Origin of the sequence: Paenibacillus sp. W2I17, from assembly GCF_030815985.1 — a bacterium.
Classification (GTDB): Bacteria; Bacillota; Bacilli; order Paenibacillales; family Paenibacillaceae; genus Paenibacillus.
This window is the reverse complement of sequence record NZ_JAUSXM010000001.1, coordinates 1,558,819-1,576,231: the sequence shown is the minus strand read 5'-3', so window position 1 is coordinate 1,576,231 and position 17,413 is coordinate 1,558,819. Positions and strand designations below refer to the sequence as shown.

At 44.6% G+C, this 17,413-nt stretch carries 13 protein-coding genes; 10 read left to right on the top strand and 3 right to left on the bottom strand.

The window, feature by feature from the left end:
• Positions 1 to 322 precede the first annotated feature (322 nt).
• From QF041_RS06860 to QF041_RS06835, 6 genes are all read left to right on the top strand, one after another.
• On the top strand, positions 323 to 4,063 hold the full coding sequence (locus tag QF041_RS06860) for an alpha-L-arabinofuranosidase C-terminal domain-containing protein (RefSeq protein ID WP_307413105.1): 3,741 nt from the start codon (positions 323 to 325) through the stop codon (positions 4,061 to 4,063).
• 148 nt (positions 4,064 to 4,211) lie between these two features.
• Entirely contained in the window at positions 4,212 to 5,117 is a 906-nt protein-coding gene (locus tag QF041_RS06855; protein WP_047842804.1) for an ABC transporter permease, read from the top strand.
• 15 nt (positions 5,118 to 5,132) lie between these two features.
• A complete protein-coding gene (locus QF041_RS06850; RefSeq protein WP_127545810.1) occupies positions 5,133 to 6,023 on the top strand; it encodes a carbohydrate ABC transporter permease in 891 nt (296 codons plus the stop codon).
• 96 nt (positions 6,024 to 6,119) lie between these two features.
• Entirely contained in the window at positions 6,120 to 7,868 is a 1,749-nt protein-coding gene (locus tag QF041_RS06845; RefSeq protein ID WP_307413104.1) for a sensor histidine kinase, read from the top strand.
• Positions 7,869 to 7,872: 4 nt separating this feature from the next.
• A complete protein-coding gene (locus QF041_RS06840) occupies positions 7,873 to 9,552 on the top strand; it encodes a response regulator (protein ID WP_307413102.1) in 1,680 nt (559 codons plus the stop codon).
• 304 nt (positions 9,553 to 9,856) lie between these two features.
• Positions 9,857 to 11,500 (top strand): extracellular solute-binding protein, encoded by a 1,644-nt coding sequence (locus QF041_RS06835; RefSeq protein WP_307413100.1) that lies wholly within the window; start codon positions 9,857 to 9,859, stop codon positions 11,498 to 11,500.
• An 81-nt stretch (positions 11,501 to 11,581) separates the two neighbouring features.
• Here the strand turns inward: QF041_RS06835 and QF041_RS06830 are convergent, their stop codons facing one another.
• Together QF041_RS06830 and QF041_RS06825 are read right to left on the bottom strand one after the other, a co-directional pair.
• On the bottom strand, positions 11,582 to 11,842 hold the full coding sequence (locus QF041_RS06830; RefSeq protein ID WP_307413099.1) for a hypothetical protein: 261 nt from the start codon (positions 11,840 to 11,842) through the stop codon (positions 11,582 to 11,584).
• A gap of 95 nt (positions 11,843 to 11,937) precedes the next feature.
• Positions 11,938 to 12,066, bottom strand: coding sequence for a DUF4023 family protein (locus QF041_RS06825; RefSeq protein ID WP_047842809.1), 129 nt, complete (start codon positions 12,064 to 12,066; stop codon positions 11,938 to 11,940).
• 205 nt (positions 12,067 to 12,271) lie between these two features.
• On the opposite strand from QF041_RS06825, the gene QF041_RS06820 reads away from it, so the two are divergent.
• From QF041_RS06820 to QF041_RS06805, 4 genes are all read left to right on the top strand, one after another.
• Positions 12,272 to 13,024, top strand: coding sequence for a TrmB family transcriptional regulator (locus QF041_RS06820; protein ID WP_036670754.1), 753 nt, complete (start codon positions 12,272 to 12,274; stop codon positions 13,022 to 13,024).
• 119 nt (positions 13,025 to 13,143) lie between these two features.
• Positions 13,144 to 14,307, top strand: coding sequence for an MFS transporter (locus QF041_RS06815; protein ID WP_307413097.1), 1,164 nt, complete (start codon positions 13,144 to 13,146; stop codon positions 14,305 to 14,307).
• A 229-nt stretch (positions 14,308 to 14,536) separates the two neighbouring features.
• Entirely contained in the window at positions 14,537 to 15,103 is a 567-nt protein-coding gene (locus tag QF041_RS06810; protein WP_221819499.1) for a sugar O-acetyltransferase, read from the top strand.
• A 38-nt stretch (positions 15,104 to 15,141) separates the two neighbouring features.
• Complete coding sequence (locus tag QF041_RS06805; RefSeq protein ID WP_307416912.1) at positions 15,142 to 15,744, top strand: sugar O-acetyltransferase; 603 nt, start codon at positions 15,142 to 15,144, stop codon at positions 15,742 to 15,744.
• Positions 15,745 to 15,934: 190 nt separating this feature from the next.
• Here the strand turns inward: QF041_RS06805 and QF041_RS06800 are convergent, their stop codons facing one another.
• The gene (locus QF041_RS06800; protein WP_307413095.1) at positions 15,935 to 17,359 is read right to left on the bottom strand and encodes a glycoside hydrolase family 1 protein; all 1,425 of its coding nucleotides are present in this window, start codon (positions 17,357 to 17,359) and stop codon (positions 15,935 to 15,937) included.
• Between the last annotated feature and the right edge of the window lie 54 nt (positions 17,360 to 17,413).

The following is a 17,413-nucleotide window of genomic DNA, read 5'->3' as shown; positions in this document are numbered from 1 at the left end:
AGGTTCGGCAGACCTCCTTTGAGTATTTCATTATATCAAGCGCTTTCATTTGTTATATTATCAATTGATTTATATGTTTGTAAACCATAAATGTAATGTTTATAAGAGTAAAATAAAAAATAAATAAGAGACGGGAAGAGCCGATAAAGGTCGTTACATTCAAATAAACCAGTTGTCTTTCTCAAATTTAGGATTGAAATGGGGATCGATGATGCGATATTATTACGTTTAAGAAATGTATTTAACTATTTATCAATCATTTTATATTAATACGAATTAAAAGGATGAACCGACAATTCCCAACTACATAGGAGGTAAGAACATGACAACATATCGAAATCAATTAATTGCACAATACACGTTTGAAGATACCGTTCAGATCGGGAAGGACAGCTCCGGTAAGAGACATGATGGTATAGCCAAAGGCGAGATCCTGCCTGTGGTATCCGAGTTGAAAGGAAGATCGGCGGTGACTTTCAACGGGGGAACGAATGGAACCTCTTATCTGCAATTACCGTCGAATCTGCTTCGGGATGTAAGCGATAACACAGGGATTACGATTGCCACTTGGGTGTTTCTCGGCAAGGGGGCTAATGTGTGGGAGCGCATTTTTGACTTTGGTAAAGGGGAGAAGGGGCCATATTTATTTTTGACACGTCAGCTTCTGGGTACGTTATACGCCGGAGATAATCTGGTTGTCCACCCAAGTCGAGGGGTTGCAAGCGGAGAATGGTTGCATATCGCACTCTCCGTAGCAGGCAGCCAAGGGGGAACGTTGAGCAGTGCGGGTCCGATTGTATATGTGAATGGGGAGAAGGCGGCAGACGGATCGATCAGTCAGACATCCAGTGGCAATTATGCCAAATTGCGCGAATGGTTTAATTCTTTCACCGATCCTGAGAATTATAGCCAGAATTATATTGGACGTTCCCAGTATGCAGCGGATGTGGATTTTGCAGGTTCGTTATCCGATTTTCGGATCTATCAAGCAGCGCTTACCATGGATGAAGTCATTGAAGTCATGTGTGAATCGCTGACAGATGAAGCGATTGTGAAGCTTGCGGCGGACAAGTACTTGTCCTTCCCCAACCGAATCATCACCAAGGATGTATCATTACCTGCAGACTTGCTGGGTGGTAAAGTGTCTGTTGAATGGAGCTCCAGTAAGCCGGAAGTCTTGTCCGAGAGCGGAGAAGTTCAGGTGATCACATCAGCACAAGAGGTTACGCTCCGTGCGCTTCTGAACAGAGGTGATCGTAAGCTGAGCCAAAGCTTTGACGTGTCTGTTGTGCCAGCACATGTCGCTCCCTATACCGTCACCATCCATGGAGATCAGAAGGTGGCTGATATCAGTGAAGTCATGTATGGGCTTTTTTACGAGGATATTAACAACGCGGCAGATGGCGGAATCTATGCAGAGCTTGTTCAGAATCGATCATTTGAATCTTTTGCATTTGATACGTACTCGCATGACTCTGGAGAATGTGGTTGTTCGACTGGTCGAAATCGTGAACCTTTGTTTGCCTGGTCAGGCGATACCGAGAAGATGCTCGTACAGCATACGGATGGACTAAACGGTCACTTCAACGTGGAAGACCCGGAAGTAAATGCTTATTATGTCACGGTTCAGGATGGGGCTACGATTCGGAATCGTGGATTCTCAGACTCCAACCAGCATTGTGCCATGTCCATCAAGCGGGGTGAATCATATGACTTTACCGTATGGGCAAAAGCAGAATCGGCAGGAACGATCACTGTTCAATTGCAGGATGGAAGTGACACTTCCATCAGTGATTCGGTAACGCTGCATGTTGAAGGTGGGAACACATGGAAGAAATACGGTTTGTCTCTAACCGGAACGGAGACTGTACTTGGTCAACTGGTACTTACGTTTGCAGGTGGCATCTCCATCGATATGGTGTCCTTAGTCCCTCAGAATGTATGGGGAGCTGATCCGACAGAAGAAGGCATATCGGCTACAGCACATGCCAACTACACAGGTAATCCGAACTATCGATTGAGAAAAGATCTAATCCAGGCACTTGCAGATCTGCATCCGAAGTTCTTGCGTTTTCCGGGAGGATGTATCTCGGAAGGATCATTTATCTGGGACAACGTATATGACTGGAAGGATTCTGTGGGTCCGGTTGAGCTCCGCAAAGAGAATTATAATGTCTGGGGTTACATGATGACGATGGGGCTTGGTTATATGGAGTACTTCCAACTGGCGGAAGATCTGAATGCCGCTCCGGTTCCAGTCATGGCTTGCGGTGTGTTATGTCAGGCTCGTTCGGATTATGCTCACCCTGCGGGTGGTGCTTTAAGGGATTATTATATCCGCAACTTTACAGACCTGATCGATTTTGCGCTCAGTACAGACTTGGAACACAACGAATGGGCGGCGGTACGAAGCCAGATGGGCCATCCTGAACCGTTCGATCTTCGTTATCTGGGTGTAGGTAATGAGAACTGGGGCACTGAATTTTTTGCCAACTTCGAAGTATTCAAACGTTCGATAGATGAGTACATGAAACAGAACTATCCTGATCATGAACTGCACATTATCTCGACGGTGGGTGCTCAGGCAGATGATGATGCGTACCAGGAAGGATGGAAATTCCTCAGCGGGAATCTGACCGGATCAGCTCAGGTTGCTTTTGCAGATGGCACAGAGGTAATTGAAGAGACCGTAACTTGGTATGAGAATCAGGACAATTACATGGACACCATTGCAGATGAGCACTACTACCGCTCCAATGAATATTTGCTGAACAACGTAGATCGATACAACTACTATGACCGGGCCTATCTTGAAGACGGAAGTATAGATTGGAAAGAAACATCCAAAGTATTTGTGGGAGAATATGCTTCCACGGACAAAAACACGCTGGCAGGAGCGGTCGCAGAAGCTGCGATCATGACTGGATTTGAAAATAACGCGGACGTTGTTCGTTTGGCTGCCTATGCGCCACTGTTCAACAAGGTACTAACGGATGGTACTTACCGCTGGACGCCAGACTGCATCTGGTTTGATGATGAAACAGTATGGTATACACCGAATTACTATGTGCAGCAGCTTTTTGCAAAACATGTAGGAGATCAGGTGCTTGAGACTTCGTTCTCCACCTACAGCAAAGGCAAACCGCTGAGTCTCATTCCACGTGGCGGCATCGAAATTGCAACAGGTCATGCAGACATCGTGGTGAAACGAGTCACGGTCACGTCCAATGTGGATGGCAGTTTGATGTTTGATGAAGATTTCAGGGAACGTACAGAGCCTAGTGAGGCATGGAACCAGATTCCCGGATCGGAAGGATACACGTTAACCGCAGGAAAAGGGCTTATCTTGAGCGCACAAACAAGTGGATTGAACGGATTGTACCTGCTGAATGACGAATGGACCAACTACCAAGTTCATGTTGAGGCTGAAAGAATTTCAGGTGAGGATGGTTTTTACATCGGCGTGGGACTGACGGATATCTCACCTGAGAACAAGGATGTTATCGAGTACGCAATCAGTTACGGCGGGAACGCAACAGGCGTGAAGGTGTACAAACAAGGGATTGAAGGTTATACACTGGGAGACTATTCATCCAGCTCGGCAGCAGGTAACCTGAGAGCGGCCAATTATGAACCACTCGAGAATGGGACCGATTATACAATCACGGTTAACTATGGTGGGGACACAGGAAAAAATCTGATTTGTTCCTATACAGACGGACGTAATATCAGCAAGGTTCTGGATTACAAGCTGGAAGCTTACAACCGGGAAGTATTCCACTCCGTTACGAAGGATGAACGTCATGTGTATGTGAAACTGGTCAATGCAGATGGTGTAGATAAATCAACCCGGATTTGCCTTCAGGATCTGAAGGTGGATGCTTCAGCCAGACTGATCACGCTTACTGGAGAAGATCATTTGGTGCATATTCCGAATGTGAATCAGAAGAATGATGAGAAAGTGGTTCCCCAAGAACAGGAGATCACACTGTCCGATACATCGGTGGTCGTTAACTTAACAGCTCATTCAGTGAATGTATTAGTTATGGATATTCTGAATTAAATTCATATCGTGAACAAGAGACCGCGGATATCGCGGTTTTTTGGCGTTCCAGGGGTGAGAGTCAACAAAAGATACCCAAAGTAAATAGCCAACACTATTGCGGTGATCTGGCTGCTCCTATAATAAACGTTGAAGGAGGAGTCAGCTTATGCGTTCCAACTACAAACAATTTATCCGAAACGTTCCGCTTCATCTCATGATTCTGCCTGGACTGCTCATTATCATTGTATTCGGATACATTCCGATGGCGGGGCTCTCTATTGCCTTTCAGAATTTCTCTCCCATTGCCGGATTCAAAAACATGAATTGGGTGGGCCTAGACAATTTCAGGTATCTGTTCGATCTGCCGGGGTTCTCGCAGGTTGTATGGAATACGGTATTTATATCAACGATGAAAATTGTGTCCGGCTTGGTGATTCCAGTACTTGTAGCCTTATTGCTCAACGAGGTTCGCAAGACAGGATTTAAACGAACAATTCAGACCGTGATCTATATGCCTCACTTTTTCTCCTGGGTTATTCTGGCGGGAATCATCGTAGATGTGTTATCTCCAAGCACCGGGATCGTTAATATGTTGTTGAAAGCCGTGGGCATTGACCCGATTCAATTCCTGGCCAGTAACGAGTGGTTCCCTTACATACTTGTCATTACAGACCAATGGAAAGAATTCGGATTCGGGACGATTATCTATCTGGCTGCCCTCACGAATATTGATAAATCTCTGTATGAGGCCTCTGTTATGGATGGTGCGGGAAGATGGAAACAGACATGGCATATCACGCTGCCAGGCATTCGCCCGATCGTCATTTTGATGGTAACACTCAGTCTGGGAAATGTACTCAACGGTGGCTTTGACCAAGTATTCAACCTCTATAATCCATTGGTATATGAATCAGGAGATATTCTGGATACGATGATCTATCGGATCGGATTGCAGGATGCTCAGTATTCTGTATCAACAGCACTGGGTCTGATCAAATCCGTTGTTTCCTTCATTTTTATCGGGCTTGGTTATTTCTTGGCCTATCGGTTCGCGAATTATCGGATATTCTAGAAAGGAGGCAGAATCATGCACCATGCTTCAAGAGCCTATCGGTGGTTCCTAGGGTTTAACTACGTCATCCTGACGATTCTTGCCTTGTTATGCCTGTTCCCGATTGTGAATATATTAGCGATTTCATTTAGTTCAAGTGATGCGGTAAAAGCAGGCAGCGTCACATTCTGGCCTGTCGATTTCACGTTGTCCTCCTATCAATACATTCTGGAAAATCAGCAATTCCTGAACTCATTCGGCACAAGCCTTCTTCGTGTCGTTCTGGGGGTTACGACCAATCTGATCTTCACGATTCTCGTAGCTTATCCGCTCTCCAAAGAGGCTGCCAAATTCCGTTCAAGAACGTTCTATGCCTGGATCTTTGTATTCACCATGTTGTTCAGTGGAGGATTGATCCCGGGTTACTTGGTGGTTAAAGAAGCGGGGCTGTTGGATTCCATCTGGGCTTTGATTCTGCCGGGCGCCGTTCCTATCTTCAATGTACTTCTAATGCTTAATTTTTTCCGGGGATTGCCGAAGGAACTTGAAGAAGCCTCCTGGATGGATGGGGCAGGACATTTCCGCACCCTATGCAGCATTTATCTTCCGATCTCTCTGCCAAGTATCGCGACCATTACGTTGTTCGCCATGGTGGGTCACTGGAATGCCTGGTTCGATGGCATGATCTACATGAAGAGTCCGGAAGGTTATCCGCTGGCTACATATCTTCAGTCCATGTTGCAGCAGGTGACGATGATTCAGAGCGAGATGATGACCCTGGAGGATGCAACACTCTTAAGTCAGGTATCGGATAGAACCACCCAGGCTTCCCAGATCTTTTTGTCCGTTATTCCGATTCTGCTTGTGTATCCGTTCCTGCAGCGGTATTTTGTTCATGGGCTTGTTGTCGGAAGTGTAAAGGGATAAGATCGATAGGAGGAAAACCGATCGATGGAAGGAGCCGATTTCTGGCTCCTTTTTTGCTATTGATGAGAGAGCGTGAGGGGGAGGAGGAGGGAAACATTGCGATTCATCCGGGGAAGATGGAGAGAGTCATCCATTGTCGTCAAACTGATGATTGCTTTTGTACTGGTCATTCTGCCATTGTACGGGATAAGCATTATGATTACGCAACTTAGCTCCAAACAAATGCAGACGGAGGTGGAGAAGGCACATGAGTCCAAATTGTACTTCTACCATAATCATCTGCAATTCGAATTGGAACGAATGAGTGCGCTGGTTACCGAATTTTCATTTGATGAAACCATGTCCACACTAAGTACACGAGCCGCGATTATGAGCAGGTATGAAGTCACGTCCAGTCTGAACAATATCCACAATAAGCTGGGTCAGATCATGGTGACAAGTCCCTACATTAGTGATGTGGTGTACTATGTTCCTGCTCTGCATAAACGGGTCAGTGCCACGGACGGGATTCGGGACGTAGAGGATAACGAGTGGCAGAATCTGCTCGCCACGATGGGGAATCTGAATGGCGAATTATCACATTCCAATAACGATCTCTATTTTCTGAAAAGTAATCCATATAACATGAACCATGAGGAACCACCCAATTTCATATTAGGGATACGCTTGTCTGCTGAAGAACTGAAACATCGTTTGCAGCAGCTATCGGAAACGGGCGAAAGTGAGATTACACTGAGTTTTGGTGAACAGCAACATGTAGTTATCTCTTCTTCCGAGCAGCCAGCACCTGTTAAACCGATTCGAACAGTTTCGCCAGAACCGTCCGAGTCCATGCAAGTTACGAAGTTTCAATCCGATCCATATCTCTATTATTCGTTATATGATAAGGATCATTCGTTCACGCTGACAGCCACTATACCGCAAGATGTGCTAAGGGCACCGCTGGAACAATACAACGTATGGTTATGGATGGTCACCTTCATGTCGGTTGTGATCATTATTGTCTTCTCGTTTTCGATCTACAGATCGATTCACCAACCCTTAGCGGTACTCATTCGAGGATTCAGGATGGCAGAGCAGGGCCAGACAAGTGTACATATTCCTTCATCCAGAAGGGATGAATTCGGCTATTTGTACTCTCGATTCAACCATATGATAGAGCGCTTACATATTTTGATCGATGAGAATTATGTTGCACGGATTCGAACAAGTGAAGCGGAACTTAAACATCTACAATCCCAGATTCAACCTCACTTTTTATACAACAGTCTGTTCAGCATCAAGCAGATGGCTGAGGTGGAGAATGTGGAGCTCATTCAGGAATTCACCGACTATCTGGGTCAATATTTCAAGTACATGTCTCGGGATTCTCATACAGAGGTATCGTTGGGGGCTGAAATTGACCATGCGCTTGTCTATGCATCCATTCAGAAAATCCGGTTTGGTTCGAGGATTCAGTTGGAATTGGAGGATCTGGATGCGAGGTACAAAATGATTTCGATTCCCAGAGTTATTATCCAGCCGATCGTGGAAAATGTGTTTGAGCATGCACTAGCCAAACGTAGCCAGGGAGGAATTCTACAACTTTCGTACCAACAGGATCAGGACAATCTGTCCATTCGCATTGAGGATGATGGGGATCAGTTAACCGACGAAACATTGAATTACCTGCAATCTGCCTTTGAGGAAATAGAACGGAAACATGGAAACGAAGAGATAACCGGGCTCTTGAATGTGAATCAGCGATTAAGAATCAAATTCGGAGCTGCCTATGGTCTTACAGCGCAGCGAAGTGAGCTCGGTGGGTTGTGCATTATAGTGAAGATTCCATGGAAAGGGGAGTAGCGTTATGCAGCGGATGCTTATTGTAGATGATGAACCCGTTATTTTAGATGGACTGTATGCTTTCTTTCAAAAGGCGAACTTTCAGGATATGGAGATTATTAAAGCATACTCTGCCCTTGAAGCCATCGATTGGTTGAACTCGGTCAAGATTGATATTGTACTCAGTGATATCTGTATGCCTGGCATGGATGGCATGCAGTTGATTGAGCAGATTATGGACCGGTGGCCACGATGCAAAGTTCTCTTGCTGACAGGTCATAACGAATTCGATTATGCACATCAAGCCATTCGAAATCCGTGCGTTGTTGATTACCTGTTAAAGACAGAGGGCATGAATCATATTCGAGCTGCGGTAGAACGGGCATTAACACAGCTCTCGGAAGAAAATGATTTTCGCTACCAAGCTGCCTGGTTTCGCGGTAAATTGCCACGAGCACTGCCACAGTTACAGCGTCAATTGCTGCTGGATGTGCTTAAGCGAACGGATAGACATGATATTGTTTCACTTCAAGAAGAGCTGGATGCTGTACAGTTACCTTTCGAATCCGATCAACTCGTTATTCCTGTAATTATACGGGTAGAGGAGTGGAACAACTATCAATCTCAGGCGGATCGCAGTCTCATCCGTTATGCCGTTGCCAATGTTGCGGAGGAGCTGCTGCAAGACAAGGCTAAGGTGAAGGCGATTGATCTGGACACCCAGGTCATCGCGTGTTTTATTCAATCGCAAGAGACATATCCGTCACACGTATCTGATACACAAGGGGAACGAGGTAGTCAGCTGGATAACTGGGTACAGACCCTTCGTTTTGTCTATGGCACTTTGGAGTCTGTGCAGCAATCCTGTGCGGACTGCTTGAACCTGTCTGTATCCATTATGGTCAGCGAGCAGGCGGTAGAGTGGAGCAGGGTTAATCAGGCAATCGGGCAGTTACGCCTGTCGATTCATGAGAGTCCCGGGCTTGGAATGGAGAAGCTGCTGCGTGTAAATATCCAGGATGAATTGCCTTACACCCCTAGCATTATGAATCAACAGGGTGTTGTAACGCTGCATCTGGATCAGATCAAACAGCGAATAACCGCCGGGGATCGGGAATGGATAGAGTCCTTCCATAAATGGACCGAGGCGGCGAAGGAGGGACTTCCAGATCCATTCTTTCGCATGAAAACGTATACGGGTGCAGCGAGTGTACTCATTGAAGTCCTGCATGAACTAGGGTTATATGAATCGGCAATGGAAGAAATATCGCTGTCTCGAATGTTACATTTTGATATTCATACCGCATGGACCGATCTGGTCGTTTTTTATCAATCGGCATACGAATGGATGATCTCCAAACGAAGCGATGCCCGCCTGAACGACCAATCACAGATTCTGATCACGATCCATCATTATATCAAGCACCATCTGGAGGACGACCTATCACTCACACGGATCGCACAGGAAGTTTCTCTTAACCCTTCTTATCTGTCGCGTTGGTACAAACGGATTACCGGCAAAGGCATATCCGACTACATCCATGACCGTAGAGTGGAGCGAAGCAAAGAGTTGCTTCTGGGTTCTTCCTGCAAGATGCATGAAATATCCGCGAAAGTTGGATTTAGTGATCAACATTATTTTTATCGTTTCTTCAAAAAAGCGACAGGTTGCACCCCTCAAGAGTATCGGGATCAGAAAAGTTAAATGATATCTCAAATGGTAAATCAAAGATACCAGATGTCAACGGGATACACTCGAAGCGATAGCGCTTTCTTTGTAATATAAAATTATATATAAGATGAGTCAAATTAAACCATGAACGGAGAAAGCAGAAAAAACCTGAAGAAGCGGAGCGTTCGCCTTTATCAACAGATTTCTCCCTTGGAAAAAGGGATAAAGGAAATCTGGGGATAACAGTGACGGAAGGTTATTCTGCTATCGGAGTGGGTGTTTAATATTTAAAGTTCATCTTATATACCTCACGGGAGGAGAAAAAAGGGGGATTCGCATGAATATATCATTCAAGAAGTTCTCATTATTAACATTAACCATGGTACTGGCCACCACACTTGCTGCCTGTTCATCCGGTGCGGGAAGTGCCGAGAATGAAGCTGAGTCGAACACACAGCAGGATGCGGGAGGACCACTTACGAAATATGACCCACCCATTAAATTGACTTCCACCATGAATGAAACGGGGAAAGAATCGCTTGCCCAAGGAGATACACACGCCAATAACATCTGGACCAGAGGTTACAAGGATGAACTTGGTATTGATGTAACGTACGAATGGATTGTTCCGGATGCCAATTATAACGATAAGATGAATGTCACGCTGGCGAGTGGTGATCTGCCGGATGTACTGAAAGTGAGTGCTGTTCAATTCGAACAACTGCATGAAGCGGGAATGCTGGAGGATCTGACCGAAGTATATGACAAGTATGCATCCGAACTGGTGAAGGAGTTCATGTCTGCTGAAGATGGAGCAGGTCTGAAGCCGGTAACGAAGGATGGCAAAATATACGCCATGGTGAGTTTCCCAGGCTCGCTGGATTCCTCGGATATGATCTGGATTCGTCAGGATTGGCTGAAAAAGGTTGGTCTTGAAGCGCCCAAATCCATGCAGGATGTCATCCAGATTGCGGAAGCCTTTACCTTCGAAGATCCAGACGGAAATGGCAAAGATGATACGTACGGCATTGCCTTGAACAAAGATTTACCTATAAACGCGTTCTTGCTCGGTTATCATGGTTATCTCGAAACCTGGATTAAGGATGCTTCAGGTCAAGTCGTGAATGGGACGATCCAACCCGAAGTGAAAGAAGGATTACGTGAGCTTCAGACTCTGTATCAGAAGGGTGTGCTTGATCCCGAATTTGGTGTTAAGGATTTTGCTAAAATGATGGAGGATGTGAATGCAGGCAAGTCAGGCATGTTCTTCTTGCCACAATGGGCACCATTTCAGGTTAGCAGCATGATTAAGAAAGACAAAAACATCGACTGGATGGCTTACCCGGTTCAATCGATTGATGATCAACCAGCAAAAACACAGAATCATCTGAGTCTGGGCGGTATATTTGCCGTTCGCAAAGGCTACGAGCATCCGGAAGCGTTGATTAAACTTCTTAATTTCCAGGCTGAAAAAATGTTCGGTGAGTCTGCCAAGGAAGAACGGGCTGCTTATTTGAATGGACTGACAGGTCTTGGTTTTCATAATGCAACGGTCTCCAACCTGCCAGCCAACAAAAATGTGAAGGCACAGGATGAAGTAGAGCAGGCGCTCAAAACAGGAGATACGTCCGGATTGGAACTTGAAGCGAAGCTGTTCTATGACGATATTATGGATTATCGGAATGGGAACCTCGACAAGTGGCATATGGAGCGTATCTTTGGCCCAGAGAGTTCACAAGGTGTGATTAAATATTATCGGGATAATGACCTCATTGTCATGAATGAATTCATCTATGCACCGACGAGAACAATGAATACGAAGCAAGCTACACTGGATAAACTGAGAGCCGAGACATTTCTGAAAATCATCTATGGTAACTTGTCGATTGACGAGTTTGATAATTTCGTAGCCAATTGGAAGAAACTTGGCGGGGATCAGATCACACAAGAAGTGAACGATACCATCGCAGCTAACCAATAAAAGGATTGATTCATATAATCCAAGAATGAAAAATGAAAAAATGGTGCGCTCCTAAAGGGAGGCACCATTTTTTGATGCTGATCATTTGCGTTTCAATAAGAGAACTCCGCTGATTGCTGAGGTTTTGTAGCGGTATACCACTTTGAATCCAATATCATTGTCCAGCAAGCAGTTCAGTGCATTGATCAGCCGTGCACCGGGAACCAGTGTGAATGTACATGGAGACGTATTACCAATCACGCGTACACTTTGGATTCTGCGCGCAGAACCGGGAATGAGCGGATTTCTAGACCAGTAGATTAATACCAGATCCGGTTGTGGAACAGCATTGACACGAGCCATACTAATCATCTCTTTTCTATTAAAGGTTCTTAATAGTAGATGAAAAGTAGAGGAAAGGGTGTTAGACGGAAGACATGATGTTTAATAAATAGACTCTACTTATTCGTTGAGTGCTGTTTGGATGGCAACTTGTCCCCTGGCGTTCCCTTGCCGTTGTTTTTATTGTGACGTGCTTTTTCGGCATTTTCGTTAACTTTCTTCACAAAATCTTGAGTACTTTCCATTCTAAGTTACAGCTCCTTCCACAAGCAAAATGTGTATTCCCGATTGTTAATATAACCACTTGAAAGTGATTTTATTTTGGTGAGATGGCTAAATTTAATTTTGATTCCACATTCCTAGGTCAGTTGGGACATACTGGACATGGGAAGTTCATGCGTCTAAACTAGATAGACCAGACACACTAAGAAGGGATGCGCCATCCAAACCATGTTGCAGAAATTCGGATTTACACAATATGAAAGTCAGGTATACGAGGCTATATTCGCGCAGGATGAACCGCTTGATGCCACATCGATTGTAAATTACTCCAACGTTCCCAAAGCCAAAATTTATGAAGTACTTAATCGCCTGATCGACAAGGGAACGGTGCTGACAACGATGGATGGGAAGAAAAAACTATATATGGCTGTGGATCTTCAGTCCATTATTCATAAGATCAAGGCTGATTTTGAGAAAGATATTGAGGAATTGAAAAGTTACAAAATCAAACGTACATTCACCGATGAACATATCTGGACGTTAAAAGATGAGTCGTCCATCGCATCGAATATCGAACAGCTTATCGAGGAAGCAGATTCATCAATTCTTTTTCTGGCCTGGAATGAGCGAATGGAGAAATATCGTGAACTGCTGGAGCAGAAGGAAAAGCAGGGCGTGTACGTTGAAGTGCTTGCCGTTGGGGGCATGGAGACATCCTTAAACCGGATATACTCGTTGATTCCATTGCTTGATGCGCCGGAACCTTCACAGCTGCTTATTGTGGATCATGCGTATTTGTTGTTTGCCGGTGTGGAGCATGATTCATGGCGAGCCATCAAGACGATGTCCAAACCGATTGTCAAAGCGATGACTGATTATTTCTACCATGATGTTGCCCTTACTCAAATTACCAAAAAATACGGTGACCAACTGTTACAGGATGCGGAAATCGAGAAACTGCTCACCAGATTGATCTATTAAAACTATTCTCATAGTTTTTTTGTTATATCTTTGTTTGAAAACAATCATGAAAATAACTATTGAAACTTTCATTCTTATGGGTTACTATCGTAGTTGTAACTTTTGAGGAGGATTCAAAAATGAATAAGAAAGTATATGTGCTTGCTATCGCAGCATTTGTGGTCGGAACCGTTGAACTGATTTTGGGTGGAATTCTGGACCTGATTGCTACGGATCTTCATCTTTCCCTGGCGAAAGCCGGGTATCTAATCTCTATTTTCTCACTTGTCTATGCGTTGTCTGCCCCGATTTTATTAAATATGACGGCCAGATTCGAGCGTAAAAAAGTATATATGTGTACGCTATTTGTTTTTCTGATCAGTAATCTGATCTCTGCATTTAGTCCCAGCTTTTATATGCTGATGGCGGGCAGAGCACTCGGAGCCGCAACGGGTTCACTTATTTTTGTACTCTCCCTGACCCTTGCAGCACGCATTGTGGAACCACAATATAAAGGACGCGCGGTGGGGATCATTACCATGGGAGGCAGTGCATCACTTATCCTGGGTGTGCCCCTGGGTATCTTTGTAGGCAACTTGGCAGGTTGGCGTGAGGTGTTTATGCTGATTGCTATTCTGACTGCAGTGGTTATGGTAGCCATCTGGATTGCAATGGACCGTGTCCAGCCTATTCCTGCTGTATCCCTGAAAAAACAGCTTACGGCTCTGTGGAATCCTAAAATGTTGGCAATCCATGCTACGACTTTGCTTGTGCTTGCGGGCCATTTGACTTTATATGCGTATTTCACGCCATTCTTGCAAGAAACGCTGGGTGCCAGCGCCACGATGGTTACCTTTATCTATATGATGTTTGGGATCGCCGCTGTTGCAGGTGGAGGCATAGGTGGCATGTTATCCGATCGTCTGCATCCTGCTAAAGCCATTGTCATTGTGCTGATTCCCTTTATTGTGACTATGGCTGTCATTCCGTTTAGCGTAGGATTGCCTTTGATCGCATTCTTGCTATTGTTAAGCATCTGGAGTGCATTGAGTTGGACGGTTACGCCCGTTCAGAATAGTCTCATTATCAAAACTTCTCCGGAAACAGCCGAAACGCTAATCAGTACCAATTCAGGAATTGCACATGCAGGTATTGCACTGGGTACCTATATCGGTGGCATGGTGATTGATCATTCATCGATTCTGAACACTGGATGGGTTGGTTCTGTTCTGATTTTGCTTGGTTTGGTGTCTGCCATCTATGCCATTAGCGTTAAGGAAAAAACCGTTCAGGCGGTTGCTTAGAATAAAGAAATTGGAGATTGGACAAAAGGCTTGAACCTCTGCATTCCCATAGTCTAATGGGTGTAGAGGTTTTTTTATTGTTGATACACTAGAGTATACGTCAGTGAAATTAACCATTTTCATATCTAGCAAAACTTGCTTTATTCATACTAATCTATATAATTAAAAGAGTTTTTAAAAGTGTTATTTAATGTTGAATTACATGATGTGTAATGAGGGAGCGGTGATCATGACTACGAAGACGGAAAAACAAAAAATGCTGGATGGCGAGCTGTACATGGCTTCGGATCTTCAATTGTCTGAGGACAGAGAGTATGCAAGGAAAATGACGCGGACGTTCAATCAAACGACGGAAACGGAGGGTGAGCTTCGCACCAAGTTATTGAAAGAACTGTTGGGATCTACAGGTGAACACCTGGGCATGGAACCTAATATTCATGTGGATTATGGATATAACATTCATGTAGGCAATCATTTTTATACCAATTTTAACTGTACGATATTAGATGTGTGTGAAGTTCGTATTGGAGACCATTGCTTGATGGGGCCAGATGTACATATCTATACGGCTACTCATCCACTCCATCCGCATGAACGCAATACGGGTGCAGAATATGGCAAGCCAGTCACGATTGGCAATAACGTATGGATTGGTGGTAGAGCCGTTATTAATCCGGGGGTTACCATTGGAGACAACGTGGTTATTGCTTCCGGGTCTGTGGTTACAAAGGATGTTCCCGATAATATGATCGTTGGCGGCAATCCTGCTAGAATCATTAGAGAGATAGAGCTTTAAATTATTTTAGATAGAAGATGGGAAGTGCTTACGAAATGATGACTGAAAAAGAGAAATCTCAATTAGGGCTCTTGTATAACGCCAATTATGATCAAGAGTTAATTCAAGAGCGTTTACATGCCAAAGGGCTTTGTTACGATTATAACCAGCTCCATCCAGCCAAGATCAATGAAAGAGAAGCGTTAATCAAGAAACTGCTGGGGAAAACGACGGATCGTTTCCTGATTGAACAGCCATTTGTATGTGATTACGGCTATAATATTGAAATTGGTGAGAACTTCTATAGCAATCATAATATTGTCATGCTGGATGGAGGAAAAATCAGTTTTGGAGATAACGTTTTTGTTGCTCCCAATTGCGGATTTTATACTGCAGGCCACCCTTATGATGTTGAGCAGCGCAATGAAGGTCTGGAGATCGTTGGACCCATCACGGTGGGCAATAATGTGTGGATCGGTGGCGGTGTGACAGTTCTTGCCGGTGTGACGATTGGAGATAATACGATCATCGGCGCAGGGAGCGTAGTGACCAAGAGTATACCCTCTGGTGTGATTGCTGCGGGTAATCCTTGCAGGGTCCTTCGCAAGATAACGGAAGAAGACAAAACAAAGTACAGCAGGGACGTAGTGAAGAACACATAGTGAAGAATAAATAGTGAACAACGTGATCGTAGCTAATGAGAATGCCCGATGTGTATCATCGGGTGTTTCTTTTTGAAAAAATGAAATCCCCCAGACAGAAAACATGCCAAGGAATCGTATAACCGACACTTTTTCATGTGATTTGTCTGAGGGCTAGAAGGATGTATCTGTTACATTTGCTTAAAGATCCTTAACGCTGCAAACTTTTCCCGTTACTGCTGATCACTTCTTTGTACCAATGGAAGGATTTCTTGCGATAACGTTCGAGTGTTCCTGATCCATCGTCATGACGATCCACATAGATATAGCCATAACGTTTTTTCAACTGGGCAGAAGACGCACTGACAACATCAATGCAACCCCATGATGTATAACCCATAATTTCAACGCCATCTTCAATGGCTTCACCAACCTGAACCAGATGATCATTCAGATACTGGATGCGGTAGTCATCTTCAACCGTTTTTTCGCCGTCAGCACCCGTGATCAACTCATCAACAGCACCAAGACCATTTTCTACAATAAACAGTGGTTTTTGATAACGGTCATAGAACATGTTAAGGACATAACGCAATCCTTGCGGGTCAATCTGCCATCCCCATTCACTTGCTGGCAGATAAGGGTTAGGTACACCCCCAAGCAGATTACCTTCACCTGCGATTTGTTTCTCCGGGTCTGCTGTCTGACAGATACTCATGTAATAACTGAAAGAGATAAAGTCTACCGTATTCAGCAACATTTCCTCGTCGCCAGCTTCCATCTGAATCTCGATTCCATTTTCACGGAAATAACGTCTCATATATCCAGGGTAGCGACCTCTTACGTGTACATCGCCGAAGAAATAGTTGCTGTGCTCGAATTCCATGACTTTGATCATATCGTCTGGATTTGGTGTCAGCGGGTAGGTCGGCATACTGAGCATCATACAACCAATCTGTGCTGTAGGAATGATCTCATGACAGAGCTTCACGGCAGAAGCACTGGCTACAAACTCATGATGGATCGCCTGATACAGATCTTGTTTGCTAAGCTTTTCTTTCGGCGTGTAGATGCCTCCGCTCATGAAGGGTGCTTCAAGAATCGAATTGATTTCGTTAAAAGTAAGCCAATATTTTACTTTGTTTTTATAACGTTTAAATACGGCAGTTACATAACGCTCATAGAATCCAACCATTTTTCGGTTAACCCAGCCGTCGTATTCTTTGGACAAGTGAAGAGGTGTCTCATAGTGGGACAGCGTAACCAGTGGTTCGATCCCGTATTTGTGACACTCGTCAAACAGATCGTCGTAGAACTGCAATCCTTCTTCATTTGGTTCCAGCTCGTCCCCTTTTGGGAAAATTCGGGACCAGGCGATGGAAGTACGGAATACCTTAAAGCCCATCTCGGCAAACAGTTTTACATCTTCCTTGTAGCGATGATACAGATCGATACCGATCAGTTTCATGTTATCTTCAGTGGGTTCTTCCGTGATTGGCCCCATGATGCCTTTGGGAGCTACATCCTGAGTAGATAATCCTTTGCCGCCTTGATTGTATGCACCTTCAGCTTGGTTGGCTGCAATTGCGCCACCCCACAGGAAATTTTCCGGGAATTGATAAGTATGATTACTCATGTGTATCGCTCCATTCATCAAATTGATTTTAAGATGATTCATGTATGACATAAA

Coding starts and splice junctions, on each gene's coding strand:
- QF041_RS06800 (WP_307413095.1), bottom strand. CDS start 17,359: ATGAGTAATCATACTTATCAATTCCCGGAAAATTTCCTGTGGGGTGGC.
- QF041_RS06840 (WP_307413102.1), top strand. CDS start 7,873: ATGCAGCGGATGCTTATTGTAGATGATGAACCCGTTATTTTAGATGGA.
- QF041_RS06805 (WP_307416912.1), top strand. CDS start 15,142: ATGACTGAAAAAGAGAAATCTCAATTAGGGCTCTTGTATAACGCCAAT.
- QF041_RS06830 (WP_307413099.1), bottom strand. CDS start 11,842: ATGGCTCGTGTCAATGCTGTTCCACAACCGGATCTGGTATTAATCTAC.
- QF041_RS06825 (WP_047842809.1), bottom strand. CDS start 12,066: ATGGAAAGTACTCAAGATTTTGTGAAGAAAGTTAACGAAAATGCCGAA.
- QF041_RS06815 (WP_307413097.1), top strand. CDS start 13,144: ATGAATAAGAAAGTATATGTGCTTGCTATCGCAGCATTTGTGGTCGGA.
- QF041_RS06850 (WP_127545810.1), top strand. CDS start 5,133: ATGCACCATGCTTCAAGAGCCTATCGGTGGTTCCTAGGGTTTAACTAC.
- QF041_RS06860 (WP_307413105.1), top strand. CDS start 323: ATGACAACATATCGAAATCAATTAATTGCACAATACACGTTTGAAGAT.
- QF041_RS06835 (WP_307413100.1), top strand. CDS start 9,857: ATGAATATATCATTCAAGAAGTTCTCATTATTAACATTAACCATGGTA.
- QF041_RS06820 (WP_036670754.1), top strand. CDS start 12,272: ATGTTGCAGAAATTCGGATTTACACAATATGAAAGTCAGGTATACGAG.
- QF041_RS06855 (WP_047842804.1), top strand. CDS start 4,212: ATGCGTTCCAACTACAAACAATTTATCCGAAACGTTCCGCTTCATCTC.
- QF041_RS06810 (WP_221819499.1), top strand. CDS start 14,537: ATGACTACGAAGACGGAAAAACAAAAAATGCTGGATGGCGAGCTGTAC.